23 protein-coding genes, 1 tRNA gene and 1 riboswitch are annotated in these 17,259 nt (G+C 73.9%); of the genes, 13 read left to right on the forward strand and 11 right to left on the reverse strand.

The annotated features are described in order from the left end of the window. Positions 1–159 precede the first annotated feature (159 nt). The 3 genes from ACI793_RS08425 to ACI793_RS08435 all read left to right on the forward strand — a co-directional run bounded on the left by ACI793_RS08425 (position 160) and on the right by ACI793_RS08435 (position 2,674). On the forward strand, positions 160–1,086 hold the full coding sequence (locus ACI793_RS08425) for an SDR family oxidoreductase (RefSeq protein ID WP_456605925.1): 927 nt from the start codon (positions 160–162) through the stop codon (positions 1,084–1,086). Between the two features lie 16 nt (positions 1,087–1,102). Beyond that, positions 1,103–2,116 carry a TIGR03617 family F420-dependent LLM class oxidoreductase gene (locus ACI793_RS08430; protein ID WP_456605926.1) on the forward strand — a complete coding sequence of 338 codons (1,014 nt, stop codon included), beginning with the start codon at positions 1,103–1,105 and terminating at the stop codon, positions 2,114–2,116. 72 nt (positions 2,117–2,188) lie between these two features. Further along, positions 2,189–2,674: a GyrI-like domain-containing protein gene (locus ACI793_RS08435; RefSeq protein WP_456605927.1), complete on the forward strand. Its 486-nt coding sequence runs from the start codon at positions 2,189–2,191 to the stop codon at positions 2,672–2,674. 103 nt (positions 2,675–2,777) lie between these two features. Here ACI793_RS08435 and ACI793_RS08440 read toward each other — a convergent pair whose 3' ends face one another. Both ACI793_RS08440 and ACI793_RS08445 read right to left on the reverse strand, forming a co-directional pair. After that, complete coding sequence (locus ACI793_RS08440; protein ID WP_456605928.1) at positions 2,778–3,722, reverse strand: pirin family protein; 945 nt, start codon at positions 3,720–3,722, stop codon at positions 2,778–2,780. Positions 3,723–3,753: 31 nt separating this feature from the next. Next, positions 3,754–4,599, reverse strand: a complete 846-nt coding sequence (locus ACI793_RS08445; RefSeq protein WP_456605929.1) for an SMP-30/gluconolactonase/LRE family protein — start codon at positions 4,597–4,599, stop codon at positions 3,754–3,756. Positions 4,600–4,654: 55 nt separating this feature from the next. Here ACI793_RS08445 and cobU point away from each other — a divergent pair, with 55 nt between their 5' ends. The 3 genes from cobU (at position 4,655) to ACI793_RS08460 (ending at position 7,071) form a co-directional block, all read left to right on the forward strand. Beyond that, positions 4,655–5,200 (forward strand): bifunctional adenosylcobinamide kinase/adenosylcobinamide-phosphate guanylyltransferase, encoded by a 546-nt coding sequence (gene cobU, locus ACI793_RS08450; RefSeq protein ID WP_456605930.1) that lies wholly within the window; start codon positions 4,655–4,657, stop codon positions 5,198–5,200. Positions 5,201–5,321: 121 nt separating this feature from the next. Then, positions 5,322–6,461 carry a zinc-dependent alcohol dehydrogenase gene (locus tag ACI793_RS08455; protein ID WP_456605931.1) on the forward strand — a complete coding sequence of 380 codons (1,140 nt, stop codon included), beginning with the start codon at positions 5,322–5,324 and terminating at the stop codon, positions 6,459–6,461. Between the two features lie 13 nt (positions 6,462–6,474). Then, positions 6,475–7,071 carry a hypothetical protein gene (locus ACI793_RS08460; protein ID WP_456605932.1) on the forward strand — a complete coding sequence of 199 codons (597 nt, stop codon included), beginning with the start codon at positions 6,475–6,477 and terminating at the stop codon, positions 7,069–7,071. 6 nt (positions 7,072–7,077) lie between these two features. Here the strand turns inward: ACI793_RS08460 and ACI793_RS08465 are convergent, their stop codons facing one another. Both ACI793_RS08465 and ACI793_RS08470 read right to left on the reverse strand, forming a co-directional pair. After that, the gene (locus ACI793_RS08465) at positions 7,078–7,863 is read right to left on the reverse strand and encodes an esterase/lipase family protein (RefSeq protein ID WP_456605933.1); all 786 of its coding nucleotides are present in this window, start codon (positions 7,861–7,863) and stop codon (positions 7,078–7,080) included. 4 nt (positions 7,864–7,867) lie between these two features. Continuing rightward, positions 7,868–8,173: a hypothetical protein gene (locus ACI793_RS08470; protein WP_311344975.1), complete on the reverse strand. Its 306-nt coding sequence runs from the start codon at positions 8,171–8,173 to the stop codon at positions 7,868–7,870. A 154-nt stretch (positions 8,174–8,327) separates the two neighbouring features. Here ACI793_RS08470 and ACI793_RS08475 point away from each other — a divergent pair, with 154 nt between their 5' ends. Further along, positions 8,328–8,588 (forward strand): hypothetical protein, encoded by a 261-nt coding sequence (locus ACI793_RS08475; RefSeq protein WP_456605934.1) that lies wholly within the window; start codon positions 8,328–8,330, stop codon positions 8,586–8,588. Between the two features lie 25 nt (positions 8,589–8,613). Here ACI793_RS08475 and ACI793_RS08480 read toward each other — a convergent pair whose 3' ends face one another. Genes ACI793_RS08480 through ACI793_RS08495 form a run of 4 tightly spaced genes read right to left on the reverse strand, consistent with a single transcriptional unit; the run spans position 8,614 to position 10,647 of the window. Then, entirely contained in the window at positions 8,614–9,801 is a 1,188-nt protein-coding gene (locus tag ACI793_RS08480; protein ID WP_456605935.1) for an acyl-CoA dehydrogenase family protein, read from the reverse strand. A gap of 46 nt (positions 9,802–9,847) precedes the next feature. Next, the gene (locus ACI793_RS08485; protein WP_255411201.1) at positions 9,848–9,982 is read right to left on the reverse strand and encodes a hypothetical protein; all 135 of its coding nucleotides are present in this window, start codon (positions 9,980–9,982) and stop codon (positions 9,848–9,850) included. A gap of 55 nt (positions 9,983–10,037) precedes the next feature. Then, positions 10,038–10,466, reverse strand: coding sequence for a hypothetical protein (locus tag ACI793_RS08490; RefSeq protein WP_456605936.1), 429 nt, complete (start codon positions 10,464–10,466; stop codon positions 10,038–10,040). After that, positions 10,456–10,647 carry a helix-turn-helix transcriptional regulator gene (locus tag ACI793_RS08495; protein WP_456605937.1) on the reverse strand — a complete coding sequence of 64 codons (192 nt, stop codon included), beginning with the start codon at positions 10,645–10,647 and terminating at the stop codon, positions 10,456–10,458. Before ACI793_RS08495 ends, ACI793_RS08490 begins: the two co-directional genes overlap by 11 nt. A 129-nt stretch (positions 10,648–10,776) precedes the next feature. Here ACI793_RS08495 and ACI793_RS08500 point away from each other — a divergent pair, with 129 nt between their 5' ends. Genes ACI793_RS08500 through ACI793_RS08510 form a run of 3 tightly spaced genes read left to right on the forward strand, consistent with a single transcriptional unit; the run spans position 10,777 to position 12,505 of the window. Continuing rightward, positions 10,777–11,151, forward strand: coding sequence for an ArsR/SmtB family transcription factor (locus ACI793_RS08500; protein ID WP_456605938.1), 375 nt, complete (start codon positions 10,777–10,779; stop codon positions 11,149–11,151). Continuing rightward, positions 11,148–11,882, forward strand: coding sequence for a cation diffusion facilitator family transporter (locus tag ACI793_RS08505; RefSeq protein ID WP_456605939.1), 735 nt, complete (start codon positions 11,148–11,150; stop codon positions 11,880–11,882). Before ACI793_RS08500 ends, ACI793_RS08505 begins: the two co-directional genes overlap by 4 nt. After that, a complete protein-coding gene (locus ACI793_RS08510) occupies positions 11,879–12,505 on the forward strand; it encodes a methyltransferase family protein (RefSeq protein WP_456605940.1) in 627 nt (208 codons plus the stop codon). Before ACI793_RS08505 ends, ACI793_RS08510 begins: the two co-directional genes overlap by 4 nt. Here the strand turns inward: ACI793_RS08510 and ACI793_RS08515 are convergent. Continuing rightward, the gene (locus ACI793_RS08515; protein ID WP_456605941.1) at positions 12,498–12,914 is read right to left on the reverse strand and encodes a PaaI family thioesterase; all 417 of its coding nucleotides are present in this window, start codon (positions 12,912–12,914) and stop codon (positions 12,498–12,500) included. The genes ACI793_RS08510 and ACI793_RS08515 overlap by 8 nt on opposite strands. Positions 12,915–13,088: 174 nt before the next feature. Here ACI793_RS08515 and ACI793_RS08520 point away from each other — a divergent pair, with 174 nt between their 5' ends. After that, complete coding sequence (locus ACI793_RS08520) at positions 13,089–13,784, forward strand: hypothetical protein (RefSeq protein ID WP_456605942.1); 696 nt, start codon at positions 13,089–13,091, stop codon at positions 13,782–13,784. 123 nt (positions 13,785–13,907) lie between these two features. On the opposite strand, the gene ACI793_RS08525 is transcribed toward ACI793_RS08520, so the two are convergent. After that, positions 13,908–13,981 (reverse strand) — tRNA-Ile (locus tag ACI793_RS08525). Positions 13,982–14,171: 190 nt separating this feature from the next. Further along, positions 14,172–14,329, forward strand: a riboswitch (cyclic di-AMP (ydaO/yuaA leader). Between the two features lie 68 nt (positions 14,330–14,397). On the opposite strand from ACI793_RS08525, the gene ACI793_RS08530 reads away from it, so the two are divergent. Beyond that, positions 14,398–15,630 carry a M23 family metallopeptidase gene (locus ACI793_RS08530; RefSeq protein ID WP_456605943.1) on the forward strand — a complete coding sequence of 411 codons (1,233 nt, stop codon included), beginning with the start codon at positions 14,398–14,400 and terminating at the stop codon, positions 15,628–15,630. Between the two features lie 32 nt (positions 15,631–15,662). After that, positions 15,663–16,325, forward strand: a complete 663-nt coding sequence (locus ACI793_RS08535) for a TVP38/TMEM64 family protein (protein ID WP_456605944.1) — start codon at positions 15,663–15,665, stop codon at positions 16,323–16,325. Here ACI793_RS08535 and ACI793_RS08540 read toward each other — a convergent pair. Then, positions 16,312–17,205, reverse strand: a complete 894-nt coding sequence (locus tag ACI793_RS08540; protein WP_456605945.1) for a maleylpyruvate isomerase N-terminal domain-containing protein — start codon at positions 17,203–17,205, stop codon at positions 16,312–16,314. The genes ACI793_RS08535 and ACI793_RS08540 overlap by 14 nt on opposite strands. Positions 17,206–17,259 lie beyond the last annotated feature (54 nt).

Here is a 17,259-nt window from a genome sequence, read left to right on the forward strand (position 1 = left end):
GGCCGTCCTTTCGACGTGGGCTGCTGCTGACCAGCGGGGCGCCCTTGCGGGTCGGCTCAGCAGCGTAGTAGAACGTGCTCTCACAACGAGTAGAACGCGCTCTCGCACGTCAGGCCCAGGTCCGGCGGGGAGGCGGCCCCATCTCCCGAGAGGCATTCCATGAGCGGCACGCTCGACGGCCGGGTCGTCATCGTCACCGGCGCCGGCCGGGGGATCGGGGCCTCGGTCAGCCGGCTCTTCGCCGAGCAGGGCGCCAAGCTCGTGGTCAACGACCTCGGCGCCGGGCCGGACGGCACCGGCGGCGACGAGGGCCCGGCCCGGGACATCGCCGAGGAGATCGTCGGGGCCGGGGGAGAGGCGGTCAGCGACGGCGGCGACATCGCCGACACGGCCACGGGCAGGCGGCTGGTCGACCTGGCCGTGGACACGTTCGGCAAGCTCGACGTCGTCGTGAACGTCGCCGGCATCCTCCGCGACAAGATGATCTTCAACCTCGACGACGAGGACTGGGACGCGGTCATCCGCGTCCACCTGCGCGGGCACTTCAGCACCATCAAGCCGGCCGCCGCCTACTGGCGCGAGCAGCGTAACCCCGACGGCCACTTCCGGATCATCAACTTCACCTCGGACTCGGCACTCCAGGGCTCCCCGGGGCAGCCGAACTACGCCGCGGCCAAGATGGGCATCATCGGCCTGACCGCGTCGCTGGCCAACGCGCTGGGCCGCTACGGAGTGACCGCCAACGCCATCGCGCCGGGAGCCGCGACGCGGCTGACCGCCACGATCCCGCAGGACAAGCAGCTGGGCAGCGGGGAGCGGCCGGCCGGGGACGACTCGAGGTCGCCGGACAACATCGCGCCGCTCGTGACCTACCTGGCCTCCGAGGCCTCGGACTGGATCTCCGGGCGCACCCTCGGCGCGGCCGGTTACGGCGTGACGCTCTGGAACAACCCCGAGGTGCGGGCCTCGATCTCCTCGGACGGTCCCTGGGACCTCGACGACCTGGCGCGTCGGATGGAGGAGGAGTTCCGACCCCTGGCCGACGGGCTCCACCCGTCGATCTTCATGCGTCAGATCCCGAAGTAAGCCGGAGGAGGAACCGATGCGCATTGGGTACGGGCTGCGGGGCGCGGCCGCCGAGATCCCGGCCGAGGCGAGCCGGGCGAGAGACCTGGGGTTCGACGCGCTCTCCACGTCGGAGGTCGCCCACGACCCCTTCCTGCCGCTCGCCGTCGCGGCCGGCTCCTCGGGGGAGATGCGGCTGGAGACGCACATCGCCGTCGCCTTCGCCCGCAGTCCGATGGTGACCGCGAACGCCGCGCACTACCTCCACCAGCTCTCCGGCGGCCGCGCCGTCCTCGGGCTGGGCACCCAGATCAAGCCGCACATCACCCGCCGGTTCGACATGCCCTGGAGCAGCCGTCCGGCGGCGCAGATGCGCGACTACATCGGTGCCCTGCGCGCCATCTGGCGCGACTGGAATGCCGGGGAGCAGCTCGCCTTCCGCAGCGAGCACTACAACCACACGCTGATGACCGACATGTTCCGGCCGGAGCGGTTGCCGACCGCCCCGGAGGTCCACCTCGCCGCGGTGGGACCGGTCATGACGCGGCTGGCCGGCGAGCTCGCCGACGGGCTCATCCCGCACGCCTTCAGCACCCCGGAGTTCTTCTCCGAGGTCACGCTGCCCGCGCTGCACGAGGGGCTGGAGCGTTCCGGCCGGGAGCGCTCGGACGTCGTCGTGCACTGCCCGGGCTTCGTCGTCGTCACGGGGGAGGCCGGGGCGAGCGAGGCCGAGAAGCTCGCCGTGCGCCGGCAGATCGCGTTCTACGGGTCCACTCCGGCCTACGGCGATGTCCTCCGCCGGGCCGGGCGGGGCGAGCTGCACGACCGGCTGCACGCGCTGTCGGTCGGCAGCGACCCGGAGCGCTGGGCCCGGATGGGCGACCTCGTGGACGACGAGCTGCTGGCCGCGTTCTCGGTCATCGGGCCGATCGCGCAGGTGGCCGACGAGCTCGCCCGGCGCTATGGGGGAGAGATCGACCAGGTGCACGTCGTCCCCCCGGCCGGGACCGGCCCGGAGGACCTCGCCGACTTCCGGCGCTGCCTGGCCTGACCTGCGCCGGCACGCCGCAGGTCGCCCGGCCGGTGAGCGATGAGAACCCGGCGGCCGGACGGTCTGATGGGCATGGAGAGCAGCAGCGAGGCAGTCACATCCGGACCGGAGCTGGTGCCCGTGGTGGCGGCGCAGACCGCCGTCGTGCGCGGCGAGGTGCCGACGGCGCAGCTGCCGGCCTTCTTCGACGACGCGTTCTCCCGGCTGCCCCGGGCGCTGGGCGAGCAGGGGCTGGCACCGCTGGGTGCGGCGTTCGCGCGCTACTCCCGGCCGCCGGCGCAGACCGCCGACCTGGAGGTCGGGTTCGTCGTCGACGGCAGGGTGCGTCCGGACGGCGGCGTGCAGCCCGGCGAGCTGCCCGGCGGCCGGGTCGCCCGGCTGGTGCACGCCGGCAGCTTCGACGGGCTCGGCGACTCGTGGGAACGGCTCTTCGCCTGGGTGCAGCAGCAGGGACTGACACCGGGGGAGGGCTTCTGGGAGGTCTACCTCACCGAACCCGCACCGGACATGGACCCGGTGGAGCTGCGCTCGGAGCTGAACGTGCCCATCCGGGACTGACCCCGCCCGGCTCGCACCTACGGCGGCAACGGCACGGTCGGCCTGCGGCACGGCGTCCTCCCTGGCGCGCCCCGTGTGCGGACCGGACCAGATCTCGGGGCGATCAGCCCCAGGCGCTGGGGTCGCCCGGGGCCGGCGGTGCGATGCGGGGCTTCATCCGGACGGTCGGCAACGGCGGCGCGGGCAACCGCTGAACATCTCCCCGGTAACCCTCGACCCGCCCGAACCGCGGCGAGCCGGCCTCCCACTCCTCGCGGTAGCCGGCGGTCTCCTCGTGGGTGCGCCCGATGAAGTTCCACCACATCACGACGGGGTCCGGGAACGGCTCCCCGCCGAGCAGCATGACCCGGGCAGGGTCGTCCCCCGGGTTGGCCAGCGTCAGCTGCCGTCGGCCGGGGGACGTGTAGCCCAGCTCGGCCCGGCCCAGTTCCACGCCGTCGAGGACGACCGGTCCCTGGTCCACCAGCACGCCGTGCTCGAACGCCGGTGCCACGTCGAGGGTCAGCTCCGGTCCCGGGTCGAGCACGACCTCGGCGCCCAGCAGGGGGGTATGGGTGGGGACCGGGGACGTCGAGCCGGCCAGCGTCCCGAGCAGCACGCGGGCCGTGGCGCCGTCCAGGTGCAGCACCTCGGGGACGTGGTGCACGAAGGACCGGGGGAGGTGCCGGGCGGCGTCCGGGAGCGCCGTCCACAGCTGGACGCCGTGCAGCGCGCCGGAGTCCGGCGTGGACACCTCCGAGTGCGCGACGCCGGACCCGCCGGTCATCAGGTTCAGCTCGCCGGGCCGGACGATCGCGTGCGCACCCGTGGTGTCCCGGTGCTCGATCTCGCCGCTGAACAGCCAGCTGACCGTCTGCAGGCCGGTGTGCGGATGGGGCGGGACGTCCATGCCGCCGGTGCGCGCGACGTCGTCGGGCCCGTAGTGGTCGGCGAAGCACCAGGCTCCGACGAGGGACCGGGCGCGCTGGGGCAGGGTGCGGCGCACCGTCATCGCGCGCGGCCCGCCCAGCGGGACCTCCCGACTGGTGACCACCTGGACGTCGCTCACCCGCACCAGCCTGGCACAGCGCCGGCCGTGGTCAGCCGGCGAACTCGCGCACCGGCAGGCCGCGCACGCCGACGTCGGCCCGGAACAGGGAGCCGGCCAGGGGGTCGGCGCCCGGTGGCAGGTTCTCTCGCGAGGTGGTGATGAACAGCTGGTCGAGCCCGGCTCCGCCGAACGTGCAGGCGGTGACCATGCCGACGGGCACCTCCACCACCCCGTCGTGCACGCCGTCGGCGGTGAAGTGCCACACCTCGCCCCGGTCGGCGAGCGCCACCCAGATCCCGCCGTGCTCGTCGACCGTGAGCCCGTCGGGCAGGCCGCCGTCCGGGATCTCGGCGAACGGACGCCGTCCGTGCAGGCCGCGCTCGTCGTCGTAGTCGAAGATGTCGACCCGGTGGGTGGCGGTGTCGTCGTAGTACGCGCGCGCGCCGTCGGGGCTCCACGCCAGCCCGTTGGAGACGGTGACGCCCTCGAGGACGACGGTGGTGCCGCCGTCGGGGTCCAGCCGGTGGAGCGCCGCGGCACCCGGGCGCTGGTCGTAGGCCATGGAGCCGCAGTAGAAGCGCCCGTGCGGGTCGCAGCCGCCCTCGTTCATCCGCAGCCCCTCGTCCTCCCACAGCGGCGGGAGGCGGGTGAGGGTGCCGTCGGCGTCCTCCAGGGCGAAGCCGCGCTCGATGCCGAGAACAGCGCCTCCGCTCCTGCGAGGGCGCACCGCCGCGACGATCTCGCTGACGTGGCGGCGGCCCACCGAGCCGTCCTCGGCCAGGGACAGCACGTCGCCGGCCAGCATGTCCACCCAGCGCAGCCCACCCCAGGAGGGGGACCACACCGGCCCCTCCCCGTGGTAGGCCACCGGGTCGGTCACCTGTTCCGCATGCACCCCGGCTCCTTGCCCCCGCCGGGGACCCGGTGAAACCGCGCGGCAGACTCGTGGCGTGCTCCGCCGCCGACCCCGTCGTGTGCTCGTGCTCGGTGGAGCACGTTCGGGCAAGTCCTCGTACGCCGAACGGCTGCTGGCCCGCGAGCGGGCCGTCGACTACGTCGCCTGCGGCGCGATCCCCGGCTCCGACGACACCGAGTGGGCCGATCGCATCGCGCTGCACCGCGAGCGCCGGCCGGCGTCCTGGCGGACGGTCGAGACCCTGGACCTCGCCGGCGTGCTGAGCCGCCCCGGTCCGCCGGTGCTCGTCGACTGCCTGACCACCTGGCTCGCCGGGACGATGGACGAGTGCGGCGTCTGGACCGACCGGCCGGGTGCCGACGGACGCCTGACCGCCGCCGTCGACGACCTGTTGTCGGCGTGGACGACCACCCGCCGGCGGGTGATCGCGGTCAGCAACGAGGTGGGCAGCGGCATCGTCCCCGCCACCGCGTCGGGACGGCGGTTCCGCGACGAGACCGGGATCCTCAACGCCCGGGTGGCGGCCTCCTCGCACCGCGTGTGGCTGGTGACCGCGGGACTGCCTCAGCGCTTGCGGTGACCACCCGTTTCGGGCGGCGGGCGCACGGGCAGATGCGGACCGGTAGCGCCCGTCCGGTTCCCGGAGGGCTCGGAGTCGCCCGCTGCGCGGGCGCCGAGGCAAGGGGTCCTCAGTGCGAGCGATGGTCTATCGCGGTCCGTACAAGATCCGGGTCGAGGACAAGCCGATGCCGGCCCTCGAGCATCCGAACGACGCGATCATCCGGGTGACCCTGGCGGCGATCTGCGGATCGGACCTGCACCTCTACCACGGGCTCATGCCGGACACCCGGATCGGGCACACCTTCGGCCACGAGTTCATCGGCGTCGTCGAGCAGGTCGGCTCCTCGGTCGAGAACCTGCAGGTCGGCGACCGGGTGATGGTGCCGTTCAACATCTTCTGCGGCTCCTGCTGGTACTGCGCCCGGGGGCTGTACAGCAACTGCCACAACGTCAACCCGAACGCGACGGCCGTCGGGGGGATCTACGGCTACTCGCACACCACCGGCGGATACGACGGTGGGCAGGCGGAGTTCGTCCGGGTGCCGTTCGCCGACGTCGGCCCGGTGCGGATCCCGGACTGGATGAGCGACGAGGACGCCGTGCTGCTCACCGACGCCGCCGCCACCGGCTACTTCGGCGCCCAGCTCGGTGAGATCGCCGAGGGGGACACCGTCGTGGTCCTGGGAGCCGGGCCCGTGGGGCTGGTCGCCGCGCAGTCCTCCTGGCTCATGGGGGCCGGCCGCGTCATCGTCGTGGACCACCTCGCCGAGCGGCTGGAGAAGGCCCGCACGATGGCCCACGCCGAGACGCTGGACTACGACGAGTACGACGACGTCGTGGTCGAGCTGAAGAAGCAGACCGACTACCTGGGCGCCGACGTGGTGATCGAGGCGGTGGGCGCCGAGGCCGACGGGAACCTCACCCAGCAGCTCACCGGCCCGAAGCTCAAGCTGCAGGGCGGCTCGGCCACCGCGCTGAACTGGGCGATCGACGGCGCCCGCAAGGGCGGCACCATCTCGGTCGTCGGCGCCTACGGGCCGATCCCCAACGCGGTCAAGTTCGGCGACGCGCTGAACAAGGGGCTGACCCTGCGGATGAACCAGACCCCCGTGAAGCGGCAGTGGCCGCGGATGTTCGAGCACGTGCGCAACGGCTTCCTCACGCCGCGGGACATGATCACCCACCGGTTCCCGCTCGAGGAGATCCCCGAGGCCTACCACGTGTTCTCCAGCAAGCTCGACGGCTGCATCAAGCCGCTGATCGTGCCCGGCGCAGCCTGAGCGAGGAGCCGAGATGACCGACAGCACCGGGGCACGGGGAGACATCCCCAGCGCCTACGTCCGGGACAAGCGGATCCCGACGCCCAGCCGCGAGGAGCTGCGGGCCAGGATCCCCGGCTGGGGCGTCGACCTGAACCCGGCCGACCGGCCCGCGTACCCGAAGCTCCAGTACCCGGCCGACACCGGTGCGCACTGGGACTTCCCGGAGCGCCAGCCGGAGACGTGGCCCCGTGAGCGGTCGATCGAGCACGCCTTCGTCACCCCCGTCTTCGGCACCGCGCAGCCGCCGAAGGGCCTGTCGGGCGTCGTCCGGAAGTACGCCTACGCCCGGTTCAGCGAGGGCCGCCTGGCGCACTGGATGCTGCTGGTCGTCGGCGACCGGATCGACGCCGCGGAGCACCGGCTGCGCTCGTTCGCCTCCACCCGGCCCGACGTGCCGGCCACCGGCCTGCGCAGCGAACTCACCCGGGGCGGGCTGCGCTCCCGCCGCGGCCGCTCCGACGCCCGGCACCACGTGCTCGATCCGGTGGTCGTCGCCGGGCCCTGGCTGGCCGGCGCCGGCGCGGCCGTCCTCGGGGCGAGGAAGGTGGCGCGCGCCCTGCGCCGCTGACCCCGCTCAGTCCTCCGCCGGGAACAGGGCGCCCAGGCCGAAGCGGGTGGGCCGCTGGAAGGGCTGCCAGTCGTGCCGGGGCTGGGCGAGCCGGTCGGCGATGACCCAGAGCACGGCCGGGTCGTGCCCCATGCCCAGGTGGCTGGCGTGCACGGCGACGTTCTCGCTGCGCGGGCCGGGCTGCTGGCGGCAGGCACGCCAGTCGACGACGCCGTCCCACCGGGAGTACACCGCGGTGCTCGGCACCGGGAGGGGTGCGGCCAGCGAGCCGCGGGCCGGGGAGGGGCGCCGGGTGCTGTGCTGGGAGGAGTAGCGCCGGTACAGCCTGGCTGCGGGGCTGTCGTCGACGTCGCCGTGGCCGAACGGGGAGCCGAGCGAGATCACCTGGCGGACCTGGCGCGGCGCCCGGCGCGCCATGGTGCGGGCGAAGATCCCGCCCAGGCTCTGCCCGACGATGCTCACCGCCGTCCCGTGCTCGGCCGCCAGCCGGTCGAGCAGGCGGGGGAGCGCATCGACGATCTCCTGCGTCGGCCCTCGGTTGCGACCCAGCGCCCAGCCCACGACGGGGTAGCCCAGCCGGCGCAGCCACACCCGCAGCGCCCGGGTGGAGACGTCCGACGCCATCAGGCCGGGCAGCACCAGCACCGGGTGGGATTCGCCGCGCGGAGCGAGCTGCAGGAGGGGCAGTCCGGCGGCGAAGGCGCCCGCGCTGGCCAGCGCGCGGACGGGCTCGGTGACGCCGAGCAGCCCGGTGCGCCGGCGCCCGGGTGGCTGGGCGGGGTGTCCGGCCACGGCGTCAGTCGGCCGTCGGGGGCAGCAGCCGGGGCGCGAAGACCTCGTCGATGGGACGGGGGCCCACGTACTGCCGGCAGGTGCAGGGCACCCAGCTGTGCCCCGACCACCGGCCGCGCTTGTCGTAGGTGTCGCGCCTGAGCTCGGCGTAGCAGGTGGAGGTGTCCCGGTCGTGCTGGCTCAGCGCGTGCCCGCAGCCGCACACCGGGGTGACCGGCGGGGGAGGGGCGGGCCGACGCCGGCCGAGCCGGCCGGCGAGGAAACCCGACGCGAGCAGGGCGCCGCCCACGAGCAGACTCACCGGATCCATGCGCGCACTCCCCACACTCGGCGGCGATCCGACGGTAGCGCGGCTGCGCCACTGCGCGCGTGCGGTCCCAGCCCGGCCCCTGGGGGGGCGCTCCGGGCGCATTCGCCCGAACGGGCGTGGTTGACCGACTGTGGAACCGGGCACACAAGGTTTCGTGGACACGTACGCCGTAGGGTTCGCCCGGCCGGACCGCTGGTCCAGCGGCGAGCCGGCCGAGCAGACACACCCCTGGCACGCGGTCGAGGTGCACCGCCCGCCGGCGGAGCTGGACGGCGAGATCGAACTGGCCGTGTGCGGCGCGATCGTCCAGATCTGGGGCTCGCAGAAGTGGACGCGGGTCGGTGCCGGGCGCACCGCTTGCCCCCAGTGCGCGAAGGTGACCGCCGTCGGGAAGACGCTCACCTCCGCCCGCTGACGACCGGCAGCGCCGGCCCCGGCGATCAGCCCCGGGTCGGCTTGCGCCCGCTGATCGCCGACATGCCGGTGATCTCCCGGCCCACGATGAGCGCCTGCACCGAGTCGGTGCCCTCGAACGTGAAGATCGCCTCCATGTCGGCGTGATGCCGGGCCACGTGGTGCTCGAGCAGGATGCCGTCGCCGCCGAGGATGTCCCGCGCGTCGGCGACGATGGCCCGGGCCTTGGCCGCGTGGTTCATCTTGGCCAGTGACGCCATCGCCGCCGTCATCCGGCCGGCGTCGGCGAGCTTGGACAGCCGCCAGCACATCAGCTGCATCGAGGTGATCTCGGCCAGCATCCGCGCCAGCTTGTCCTGCACCAGCTGGAACCCGGCGATCGGCTGCCCGAACTGCTCCCGCCGCAGGGCGTGGGCCAGGGCCAGCTCGTAGGAGGCCATCGCCAGCCCGAGGGCCCGCCAGGCGACGGTGTACCGGGTGCGGTCGAGCATCCGGGAGACGTCCTTGAACGAGTGGCACTCGGCGAGCTTGTTCTCCGCGGGGACCCGGACGTCGGTCAGCGTGATCTCGGCCTGCCACACCGCCCGGAGCGCGGTCTTGCCGGTCATGACCGTCGCCTCGTAGCCGGGGGTCCCCTTCTCCACGACGTAACCGCCGACGGCGCCGTCCTCGCCGCGGGCCCAGATGATCACGTAGTCGGCGATCGAGCCGTTGCCGATCCACTTCTTCTGGCCGTTGAGCACGAAGGAGTCGCCGTCCCGGCGGGCGGAGGTCTCCAGGCCGACGGCGTCGGAGCCGTGTGCGGGCTCGGTGAGGCCGAAGGCGCCGATCTTCTCCAGCCGTGCCATCTCGGGCAGCCAGCGCTCCCGCTGCTCCTCCGAGCCGAGCACCGCGATCGACTGCATGGCCAGGAAGCTGTGCACCCCGTTGAACGTCCCGATGCTGCCGTCGGAGCGGGCGAGCTCGGCGGCCACCAGGCCGGCGGAGACGTTGCTCATCCCCGGACAGCCGTAGCCCTCGATGGTGCCGCCGACGACGCCGAGACCCGCGAGCTTCGGCACGATTTCGAAGGGGAACTCGGCGCGGTCCCAGTACTCGTTGATCGTGGGGTCGATCTCCTTCGCGCAGAAGGCGCGGACCCGGTCGCGGATGGCGATGTCCTCGGGCTCGAGGAGTTCGTCCATGACGTAGAAGTCGGGGCTGGGAGCAGTCACCTGCCGGACGCTACGACTCCTGGGGCCATGCTGCTCGTCGTCGCCCCTACGAGGGGTGCGCGCCGCCGACGGCCTCGTCGGTCGTGCCCTCGGGCTCGCTCTGCGCCTCGAGGTCGGCGGCCTGCTCGGGGGTCTCCTGCTCGAGGGCGATGTCGCGGGGCTGCGGCTCGGGTGTCGTCATGACCACAGCCTGGCCCAGGACGCCGCGCTCAGCACGGCGAACCTGCTCCGGGGCGTCAGCTCCGCCGGCTGATGACCGCGAACGCCACCGCGCCGACCCCGATCTCGGCGAACAGCAGCAGCGCCAGGCACATGTCCACCGAGGCGCCGAAGGCGATGGCGATCGCGGCGGTCGCGGTCAGCGGGAAGGCGGCCAGGCCGAGGACGGCCAGGGCCCGGGTGAGGACGGCGTCGTCCCGTTCGTCGCCGGTCTGCGTCCAGGCGCGCTCGAAGGTGGTGAGCCGCTCGGGCCGCCGGAGCACGCGCCACCCCACCACCGCGGTGGCCAGCAGACCGACCGCGGCTCCCTGGAGCATCCCGGTGCCCACGTTGCCCGGACCGTGCTCGCGCAGCAGCAGGCCGACGGTCAGCAGCACCGCGAGGGCGACGCCGAAGGTGACGAGGAACTGGGCGATCTGCTTTCCGGTGAAGCGGTCAGTCGACATGGAAGATCTCCTCGACGGTGCGGGCGAAGTGCCGGGCGATGGCGATGGCCAGGGGCAGCGAGGGGTCGTAGCGGCCAGTCTCGATGGAGTTCACGGTCTGCCGGGAGACGTCGAGCGCCTCCGCGAGCTCGCGTTGCGACAGGCCGGCGGCCACGCGCAGTTCCTTGACGTCGTTCCTCATGGCTCCTCGTCTGGTCAAGCGACCTTGACATGACAAGCGTGCTTGACGCCACGGTGGATGTCAAGGGAGCTTGACCAGAGGCGGGCGGGGATGGTGGCCACCTCCGCCTCTGGGCGCTAACATCGCCGAATGACGATGAACGACGTGTCGCTGGGCCGGCCGGCGGTGGACGAGGCGGCGGCGTTGTCGGCGGCGGCCTGTCTGTTCCGGAGCCTGGGCGACCCGACCCGGCTGGCGATCCTGCAGCACCTCGCCTCGGGCGAGCACAAGGTCGTCGACCTCACCGCGCACCTGGGCCTGGCCCAGTCCACCGTCTCGGCCCACCTGGCCTGTCTGCGCGACTGCGGCCTCGTGTCGTCGCGACCCGAGGGGCGGGCGTCGATGTGGTCGCTCGAGCACCCGGCCGCGCTGATGGACGTCCTCGCCTCGACCGAGCGGCTGCTGGCCGCGACCGGTGACGCGGTGGCCCTGTGCTCGGCGTACGGCGAGCAGGCCGCACGATGACCGCGACGCCGTCGCCCGGCGAGCGCGCCCGGCTCGGTCGGCGCGCCCAGCTGCTGGCCGGCGCCTCGGTCACCTACAACGTGATCGAGGCGGTCATCGCCATCGCCGCCGGTCTCGCCGCCGGGTCGGTCGCCCTCGTCGGCTTCGGGCTCGACTCGGTCGTCGAGGTGTCCAGCGGCCTCATCATCCTGTGGCAGTTCCGCCACCGGCTGCCCGAGTCGCGCGAGCGGCAGGCGCTGCGGCTGATGGCGCTGTCCTTCTTCGCCCTCGCCGCCTACGTCGGTGTCGAATCGGTCCGGGCGCTGTTCTCGGGCGCGGATCCGGACGCGTCGCCGGTCGGCATCGGGCTGGCGATCGCCTCCCTGCTCGTCATGCCCTTCCTCTCCTGGGCGCAGCGCCGCACGGGTCGCGCGCTCGGCTCGCGCGCCGTCGTCGCCGACTCGACCCAGACGCTGTTGTGCACCTACCTGTCCGCGGTGCTGCTCCTCGGCCTGGTCCTCAACGCCACCCTCGGCTGGGCTTGGGCCGACCCGGTCGCCGGGCTGGTCATCGCCGCCGTCGCCGTCCGGGAGGGCTTCGAGGCGTGGCGGGGCGAGGGGTGCGCCTGCGGTCCGGTCCTCCCCGGCGCTGCCGGTGAGGACTGCGCCTGCGACGACGGCTGCACGGACGCCTGCTGCGCGCCGTCGGCAACGGAGCCGCTCCAGATCTCGATGCGCGAGCCGGGCCGGTGACCGTCGTCGCGCTGGTCCTGTACGTGGTGGCGCTGGTCGTCCTCTTCGGCGTCCGGTCCTGGGTGCAGCGGCGACGCACCGGCTCGGCCGGGTTCCACGGCATCTCGGGCACACCGGCCGATGCGGGCTGGTGGGGCGGGGTGCTGTTCGTCGTCGCGATCGTCCTCGGCCTCGGCGGGCCGTTGCTCGCCGTCGCCGGTGTGGTGCCGGCGGATCCGCCGGTCGCTCTCCAGGCGGCCGGCCTCGCCGTGGCGCTCGCCGGGTTCGCCGCCACCCTGGCCGCCCAGACCGGCATGGGCACGTCCTGGCGGATCGGCGTCGATCCCGGCGAGCGCACCGCGCTGGTCACGGCCGGCGTCTTCGCGCACGTCCGCAACCCGGTCTTCGCCGCGATGGTGGCCGCCCAGCTCGGGATCGTGCTGATGGTGCCGACGTGGGTCGGCATCCTCGCGTTGGCCGCACTCGTCGTCGCCGTCCAGCTGCAGGTGCGCGCCGTGGAGGAGCCCTACCTGCGGGCCGTGCACGGCGCCGCGTACGACGCCTACGCGGCGACGGCCGGGAGGTTCGTCCCGGGCGTGGGGCGTCTCCCGGAGGCCGCCGGGCGGCCGGTCGGGGTCAGCTGACCGGAACCACCGTCTTGGTGACCTGCCCCGCGGCCACCAGCTGCCCGTCGACCCAGGCCTCCGTGCGCAGGAAGGCGACCGCACGGCCGCGGCGCAGCACCGAGGCGGTGACGTCCACGCGGGCACCGGCCGGAACCGGTCGCAGCAGCGAGGCCGTGAGGTCGTGGGTCACCGCGTGCTCGCCGTCGGCCAGGTGGGGGAGCAGTGCCAGGAAGGCGGCCACGTCCAGGACGGTGTAGATGACGCCGCCGTGCAGCATCTCCGCCGGGTTCAGCGCGGGGGAGTCGACGGGGAACCAGATCCCCGAGGACGGGTCGTCCCGCCGGCGCAGGTCGATGCCGAGGAAGCGGTGCAGCGGGATGTCCAGCACCGCCTGCACGCGGCCGGCGAGCGCGTCGTCCGACGGCACGGTGACGTCCTCTCCTCGGGTCGTGGGCGCCCGAGCCTCGCACGGGGTGGGTGTGACGGGTGCGGCGACCGTCTCGCGACGTGCCGACGCGGTCGTGGTGCCGCCTCCTGCCGACCCCCATGATCCGGTCGATCGGCGGCCGCCAGGGCCGTCCGCGCGCGAGAGAGCGGTGCCATGCGCCTTCGTTCCCTCGTCCTCCCGGCCGTGCTGGCCGTCGGCGCGGCGGTCGTCGCCCCGACGCCGGCGCACGCGGCCGCCCAGTGCGGGCTGATCGTGCCGTCCAAGGTCGTCGTGGACGCCGAAGAGGTCGAGGCCGACATGCGGCTCACCCTCGGCTGCTACCGCAACGAGGCGTCGTACGCCTATTGGGACTACCGGCACAAGAGCAGCGGCACGTCCGCCGCCGTCCAGTTCACGCCGGAGGAACTGGCGGAGGGTGAGGATGTCGTCTTCGTCGGGACCTGGCCCGACGACGCCCCGATGGGCAGGTGGCAGCTCAAGGCGACGGGTGCGGCGCGGGCCGACCTGACTCGGCTGGTCCAGAACGACGCGTACACCACGGTCAAGTACGGCTCGAAGCTGGCGACCTCGGTGAGCCGCACCCGGACGAAGCTGACCTGGGTGGCCACCGCGACGCAGTGGTCGGGCCGCTCGCACAAGGACGTCGCGCGCGCCGGCGTGCGCGTGGGTGTGTTCCACCAGCCGACGAGCAGGTCCGCCTGGACCTTCGTCAAGTCGGTCAGGACGTCGAGGGCGGGCACGGCGACGGTCTCCGTCGCGTCGCCGAAGGCCGGCAACTACCGGCTGGTCGTCGCCGAGACGCCCACCGTCTGGGCCGCCTACTCCCGGACCATCAAGGGCCGCCTCTGACCGACCGGCCGCACCCGTGGCGGCGGAAGGGGACCCGCTGCCGCCGCGGAGCAGTCAGCTCCTCCGGTGCGGGTCCACGTCGCCGATCACGTCACGGGATGCGACGGTGGGTGTCACGCGGAGTGGGGCGGGTGGGGCTCGAACCCACGACCCAGGGATTATGAGTCCCATGCTCTGACCGGCTGAGCTACCGCCCCGGCGGTCACAGCCTGCCAGAGAGGGATGCCTCACACCCGCAGAACCCGCTGACCAGCGGCCACGCGGCTCGCGTCGGCGAGTCCCGCCGAATGTTGCCAATGTTCTCGTTATCCGCCTGTGACATACCCAGGTTTCGCTTGTACCGTCCCCTGCGGTCCACCGAGCACCGCCTTCGAACCCGAGGGCCTCGGCCGGACCCCGCCGAACTCGCCGGCCTGATGGCCGGGGGGACCGGGGACCCATCGCAGTTCTGGGGTGAATCGTGTCCGTGCACGTCGCGCGGCCAGGTAGGGCACCTAACGGCCCGAACCCGTCAGCTAACTCGGTAGGCGGTCGTGAGGAATGGAGAACCGTCGCCTTGGCGACCCTGCACCGCCGAACCAGTACCCACTCGCCCCGACGTCGACACCTCCGGATGTCCCTCACCGGCACCACGCTCCTCGTCGCCGCGCTGATCGGGGCGCCGGCGGCGACGGCCGCTCCCGCCGACGACGCCCGGGTCGAAGCCGCCCAGTCGGAGCACGACGCCGTCGCGGCGGAGGTCGCCGCCATCGCGGCCCGGGTCGCCGAGGCCGAGCAGAAGCTCCACCGCATGACCCTCGAGGCCGAGGCCGCCAGTGGCGAGGCGCTCGCCGCCCAGGCAGCCCTCGACGCCGCCACGCGGGAGGCGTGGTTCGCGGCGGCGGCCCTCCAGGACGCGGAGCAGGCCGTCGAGCAGGCCGAGGACGAGGTCGCCGAGATCAGCCGCTCGGCCTACATGGGTGGTGGCCAGGAGTCCTTCGGGGACATGCACCTGCTCCTCGACGCCGAGGGCCCCACTGAGCTGCTCCAGCAGGCCGCCACGCTCGACGTCCTCAGTGGCGAGCGCGCCGAGACGCTGAGCGCGATGGAGGCCGTCAAGGTCCAGCAGGCCCGGGCCGAGCGGGCGGCCCAGGCGGCGGTCACCGAGCGCGACCGCGCGGCGCACATCGCCGCGGAGGCCCACGCCGCCGCCGAGAAGCAGGTGGCCGGCGCGCAGGCCGAGTTCGACGCCGTCGCCGCCGACAAGGCGGCCCTCGACCAGCAGCTGCGCGCGGCCGAGATCCGGCTGCTCGAGATGGAGGGCGCTCGCGACGCCGCGGAGGCGTGGGAGGCCCAGCAGCTGGCCCGGATGGCGGCCGCCGCCCAGGCTGCCGCGGTCACCACGACGCCCAGCGCTCCGGGCGCCCCGACGAGGAGCCTCAGCTCGGCGGGCGGTGGTGGTGTCGGTGGTGGCGCGGCCCTGACCAACGGCCGGGTCACCTCCTGCTACGGCTCGCGCTGGGGCACCCTGCACGCCGGCGTCGACATCGCCGCCCCGATCGGCACGCCGGTGCACGCCCCCGACGGCGGCGTGGTGCTCCAGGCCGGCCCGGCCAGCGGATTCGGCCTGGCGGTCGCCGTGCAGCACGGCGACGGCGTGATCACGGTGTACGGCCACGTCAACCGGTTCTTCGTCAGCCCCGGTCAGGTCGTCTCGGCGGGCCAGCAGATCGCCGAGGTCGGCAACCGCGGTCAGTCCACCGGGCCCCACCTGCACTTCGAGGTGCACACCGGGGGCCTCTACGTGAACCGCACCAACCCGGTGCCGTGGCTGGCCCGGCACGGGATCTCCCTCGGCGGCTGCTGAGCCGCGGCGCGCCCGTGCCCGATCATGGGGCGGTGCGGACGTGGGGGAGGGCTGACACCACCTGGCTGCGCGCATCCCTGCTCGCGCTGCTGCTGATCGCCGGCCTGGTGCTCGCCCTCACCGTGGAGCTCCCCGACGTCGACGTCGTCCGGCGCTGGCTGGACGACGTCGGCGGAGCGGGGTGGGCGGCGCTGGTCGCGGGCGTCGGCGTGGTGCTGATGGCGCCGGTGCCGCGCACGGCCGTCTCGGTGCTGCTCGGCCTGGTCGCGGGGTTCGGCCCCGGGCTGCTCGTGGCCCTGGCCGGGGCGATGCTCGGCGCCGTCGGCAGCTTCGCGCTCGCCCGCTGGCTGGGCCGGGCAGCGGTCACCCGGCTGGCCGGACCGCGGCTGGCCCGGTTGGACCGCCTGCTGGTCGACCGCGGCTTCGTCGCGCTGCTCGTCGGCCGGCTGGTCCCGGTGGTGCCCTTCGTCGTCCTCAGCTACGGCGCCGGGCTGACCGCGATGCGGCTGCTGCCCTACCTCGCCGCGACCGCCCTGGGGATCCTGCCGAGCACCGTCGTCCAGGTGGGGTTCGGCGCCTCGGCTCCTGCGCTGGTCTCCAGTGCCACGGCGGCGACGGCGCTCCCGCTGATCGCGCTCGCGGTGGTGGGCACGCTCTGGTTCCGACGACGTCGCGCGGGCGTCAGCCCCTCCTGAGCAGCCGGCCGAGCACACCGCCGGCGCCCCCCACGGTGCGTGCCGCGAGCTGCAGGATCGGACCGCCCGGGATGCCCGGCACCTTCTGCACGATCGGCGCCAGCACCAGCAGGCCTCCGACGTCGTGCACCTTGAGCTGGCGGCGCGCGACGGCCGGCACCGGGTTGGTGCGCCCCGACGCCGCGTCGAGCAGCAGCTCCGCCGGCGCCTCGATCGCGGGCCCCTCGTGGGTGCCGCCGGGCACCGACCGCACGATCCAGCCCTGGGGATCGGCAATGAACGACCAGCCGCCGTCCGGAGTGGCCAGGGTGACCTCGCCGGTGATGCCGCAGGACGTGGCCAGCGCCCCGGTGACGTCGGTGAGGGCCGCCAGCCCCGACTGGAGCACCTCCGGCGGCGGTGGCTCCGCGCCGCACGAGACCAGGTCCAGGCCGTGCACGGCCAGTTCGTAGGCCTGCCCGAGGACGACGCTCAGCAGCGGCACCCGCCCGACCACCGACACCGCGGGGGCGGTGTCGAGCTCGACCGGCTCCTCGGTCAGGTACCGCGCGGTGGCCTCCCGGTTGCGGCGGAGTGCGTCGAGCACGTCGGCCCGCGTGGCCCCGGCGTGCGCGGCGGTGACGCGGGCGTTCACCGCGTCGGGATCGGGCTGGGCTCCCGTGGCACCGGTGCGGGCGGACGCGATCAGGTCGGCCATCGCCGTGTGGTCGTCCCAGCACCCCAGGTGCACGCAGATCTCGTGCGCCCGCCATCCCGGCAGCCGTGAGGGGCGGCTGAGCTCGACCCGCTCGGCTGCGGCGATGAACGCGTCCCACGCGCTCAGCACCCGCGCGGCGACCTCCTCGCGCCCGGCGTCGGCCATGCCCTGGTGTCGTCCCATGCTCCGGGCCTACCCAGGCGGCCGCCCGGCAGGCATGGGACGCGGTCCTCGCGT

This window comes from Blastococcus sp. SYSU DS0617, from assembly GCF_054051075.1.

What these genes read in the sequence shown, in the direction of transcription:
- ACI793_RS08425 (WP_456605925.1), top strand. Translation starts at nt 160, where the DNA reads ATGAGCGGCACGCTCGACGGCCGGGTCGTCATCGTCACCGGCGCCGGC.
- ACI793_RS08430 (WP_456605926.1), top strand. Translation starts at nt 1,103, where the DNA reads ATGCGCATTGGGTACGGGCTGCGGGGCGCGGCCGCCGAGATCCCGGCC.
- ACI793_RS08435 (WP_456605927.1), top strand. Translation starts at nt 2,189, where the DNA reads ATGGAGAGCAGCAGCGAGGCAGTCACATCCGGACCGGAGCTGGTGCCC.
- ACI793_RS08455 (WP_456605931.1), top strand. Translation starts at nt 5,322, where the DNA reads ATGGTCTATCGCGGTCCGTACAAGATCCGGGTCGAGGACAAGCCGATG.
- ACI793_RS08460 (WP_456605932.1), top strand. Translation starts at nt 6,475, where the DNA reads ATGACCGACAGCACCGGGGCACGGGGAGACATCCCCAGCGCCTACGTC.
- ACI793_RS08470 (WP_311344975.1), bottom strand. Translation starts at nt 8,173, where the DNA reads ATGGATCCGGTGAGTCTGCTCGTGGGCGGCGCCCTGCTCGCGTCGGGT.
- ACI793_RS08485 (WP_255411201.1), bottom strand. Translation starts at nt 9,982, where the DNA reads ATGACGACACCCGAGCCGCAGCCCCGCGACATCGCCCTCGAGCAGGAG.
- ACI793_RS08490 (WP_456605936.1), bottom strand. Translation starts at nt 10,466, where the DNA reads ATGTCGACTGACCGCTTCACCGGAAAGCAGATCGCCCAGTTCCTCGTC.
- ACI793_RS08495 (WP_456605937.1), bottom strand. Translation starts at nt 10,647, where the DNA reads ATGAGGAACGACGTCAAGGAACTGCGCGTGGCCGCCGGCCTGTCGCAA.
- ACI793_RS08500 (WP_456605938.1), top strand. Translation starts at nt 10,777, where the DNA reads ATGACGATGAACGACGTGTCGCTGGGCCGGCCGGCGGTGGACGAGGCG.
- ACI793_RS08505 (WP_456605939.1), top strand. Translation starts at nt 11,148, where the DNA reads ATGACCGCGACGCCGTCGCCCGGCGAGCGCGCCCGGCTCGGTCGGCGC.
- ACI793_RS08520 (WP_456605942.1), top strand. Translation starts at nt 13,089, where the DNA reads ATGCGCCTTCGTTCCCTCGTCCTCCCGGCCGTGCTGGCCGTCGGCGCG.
- ACI793_RS08530 (WP_456605943.1), top strand. Translation starts at nt 14,398, where the DNA reads ATGTCCCTCACCGGCACCACGCTCCTCGTCGCCGCGCTGATCGGGGCG.
- ACI793_RS08540 (WP_456605945.1), bottom strand. Translation starts at nt 17,205, where the DNA reads ATGGGACGACACCAGGGCATGGCCGACGCCGGGCGCGAGGAGGTCGCC.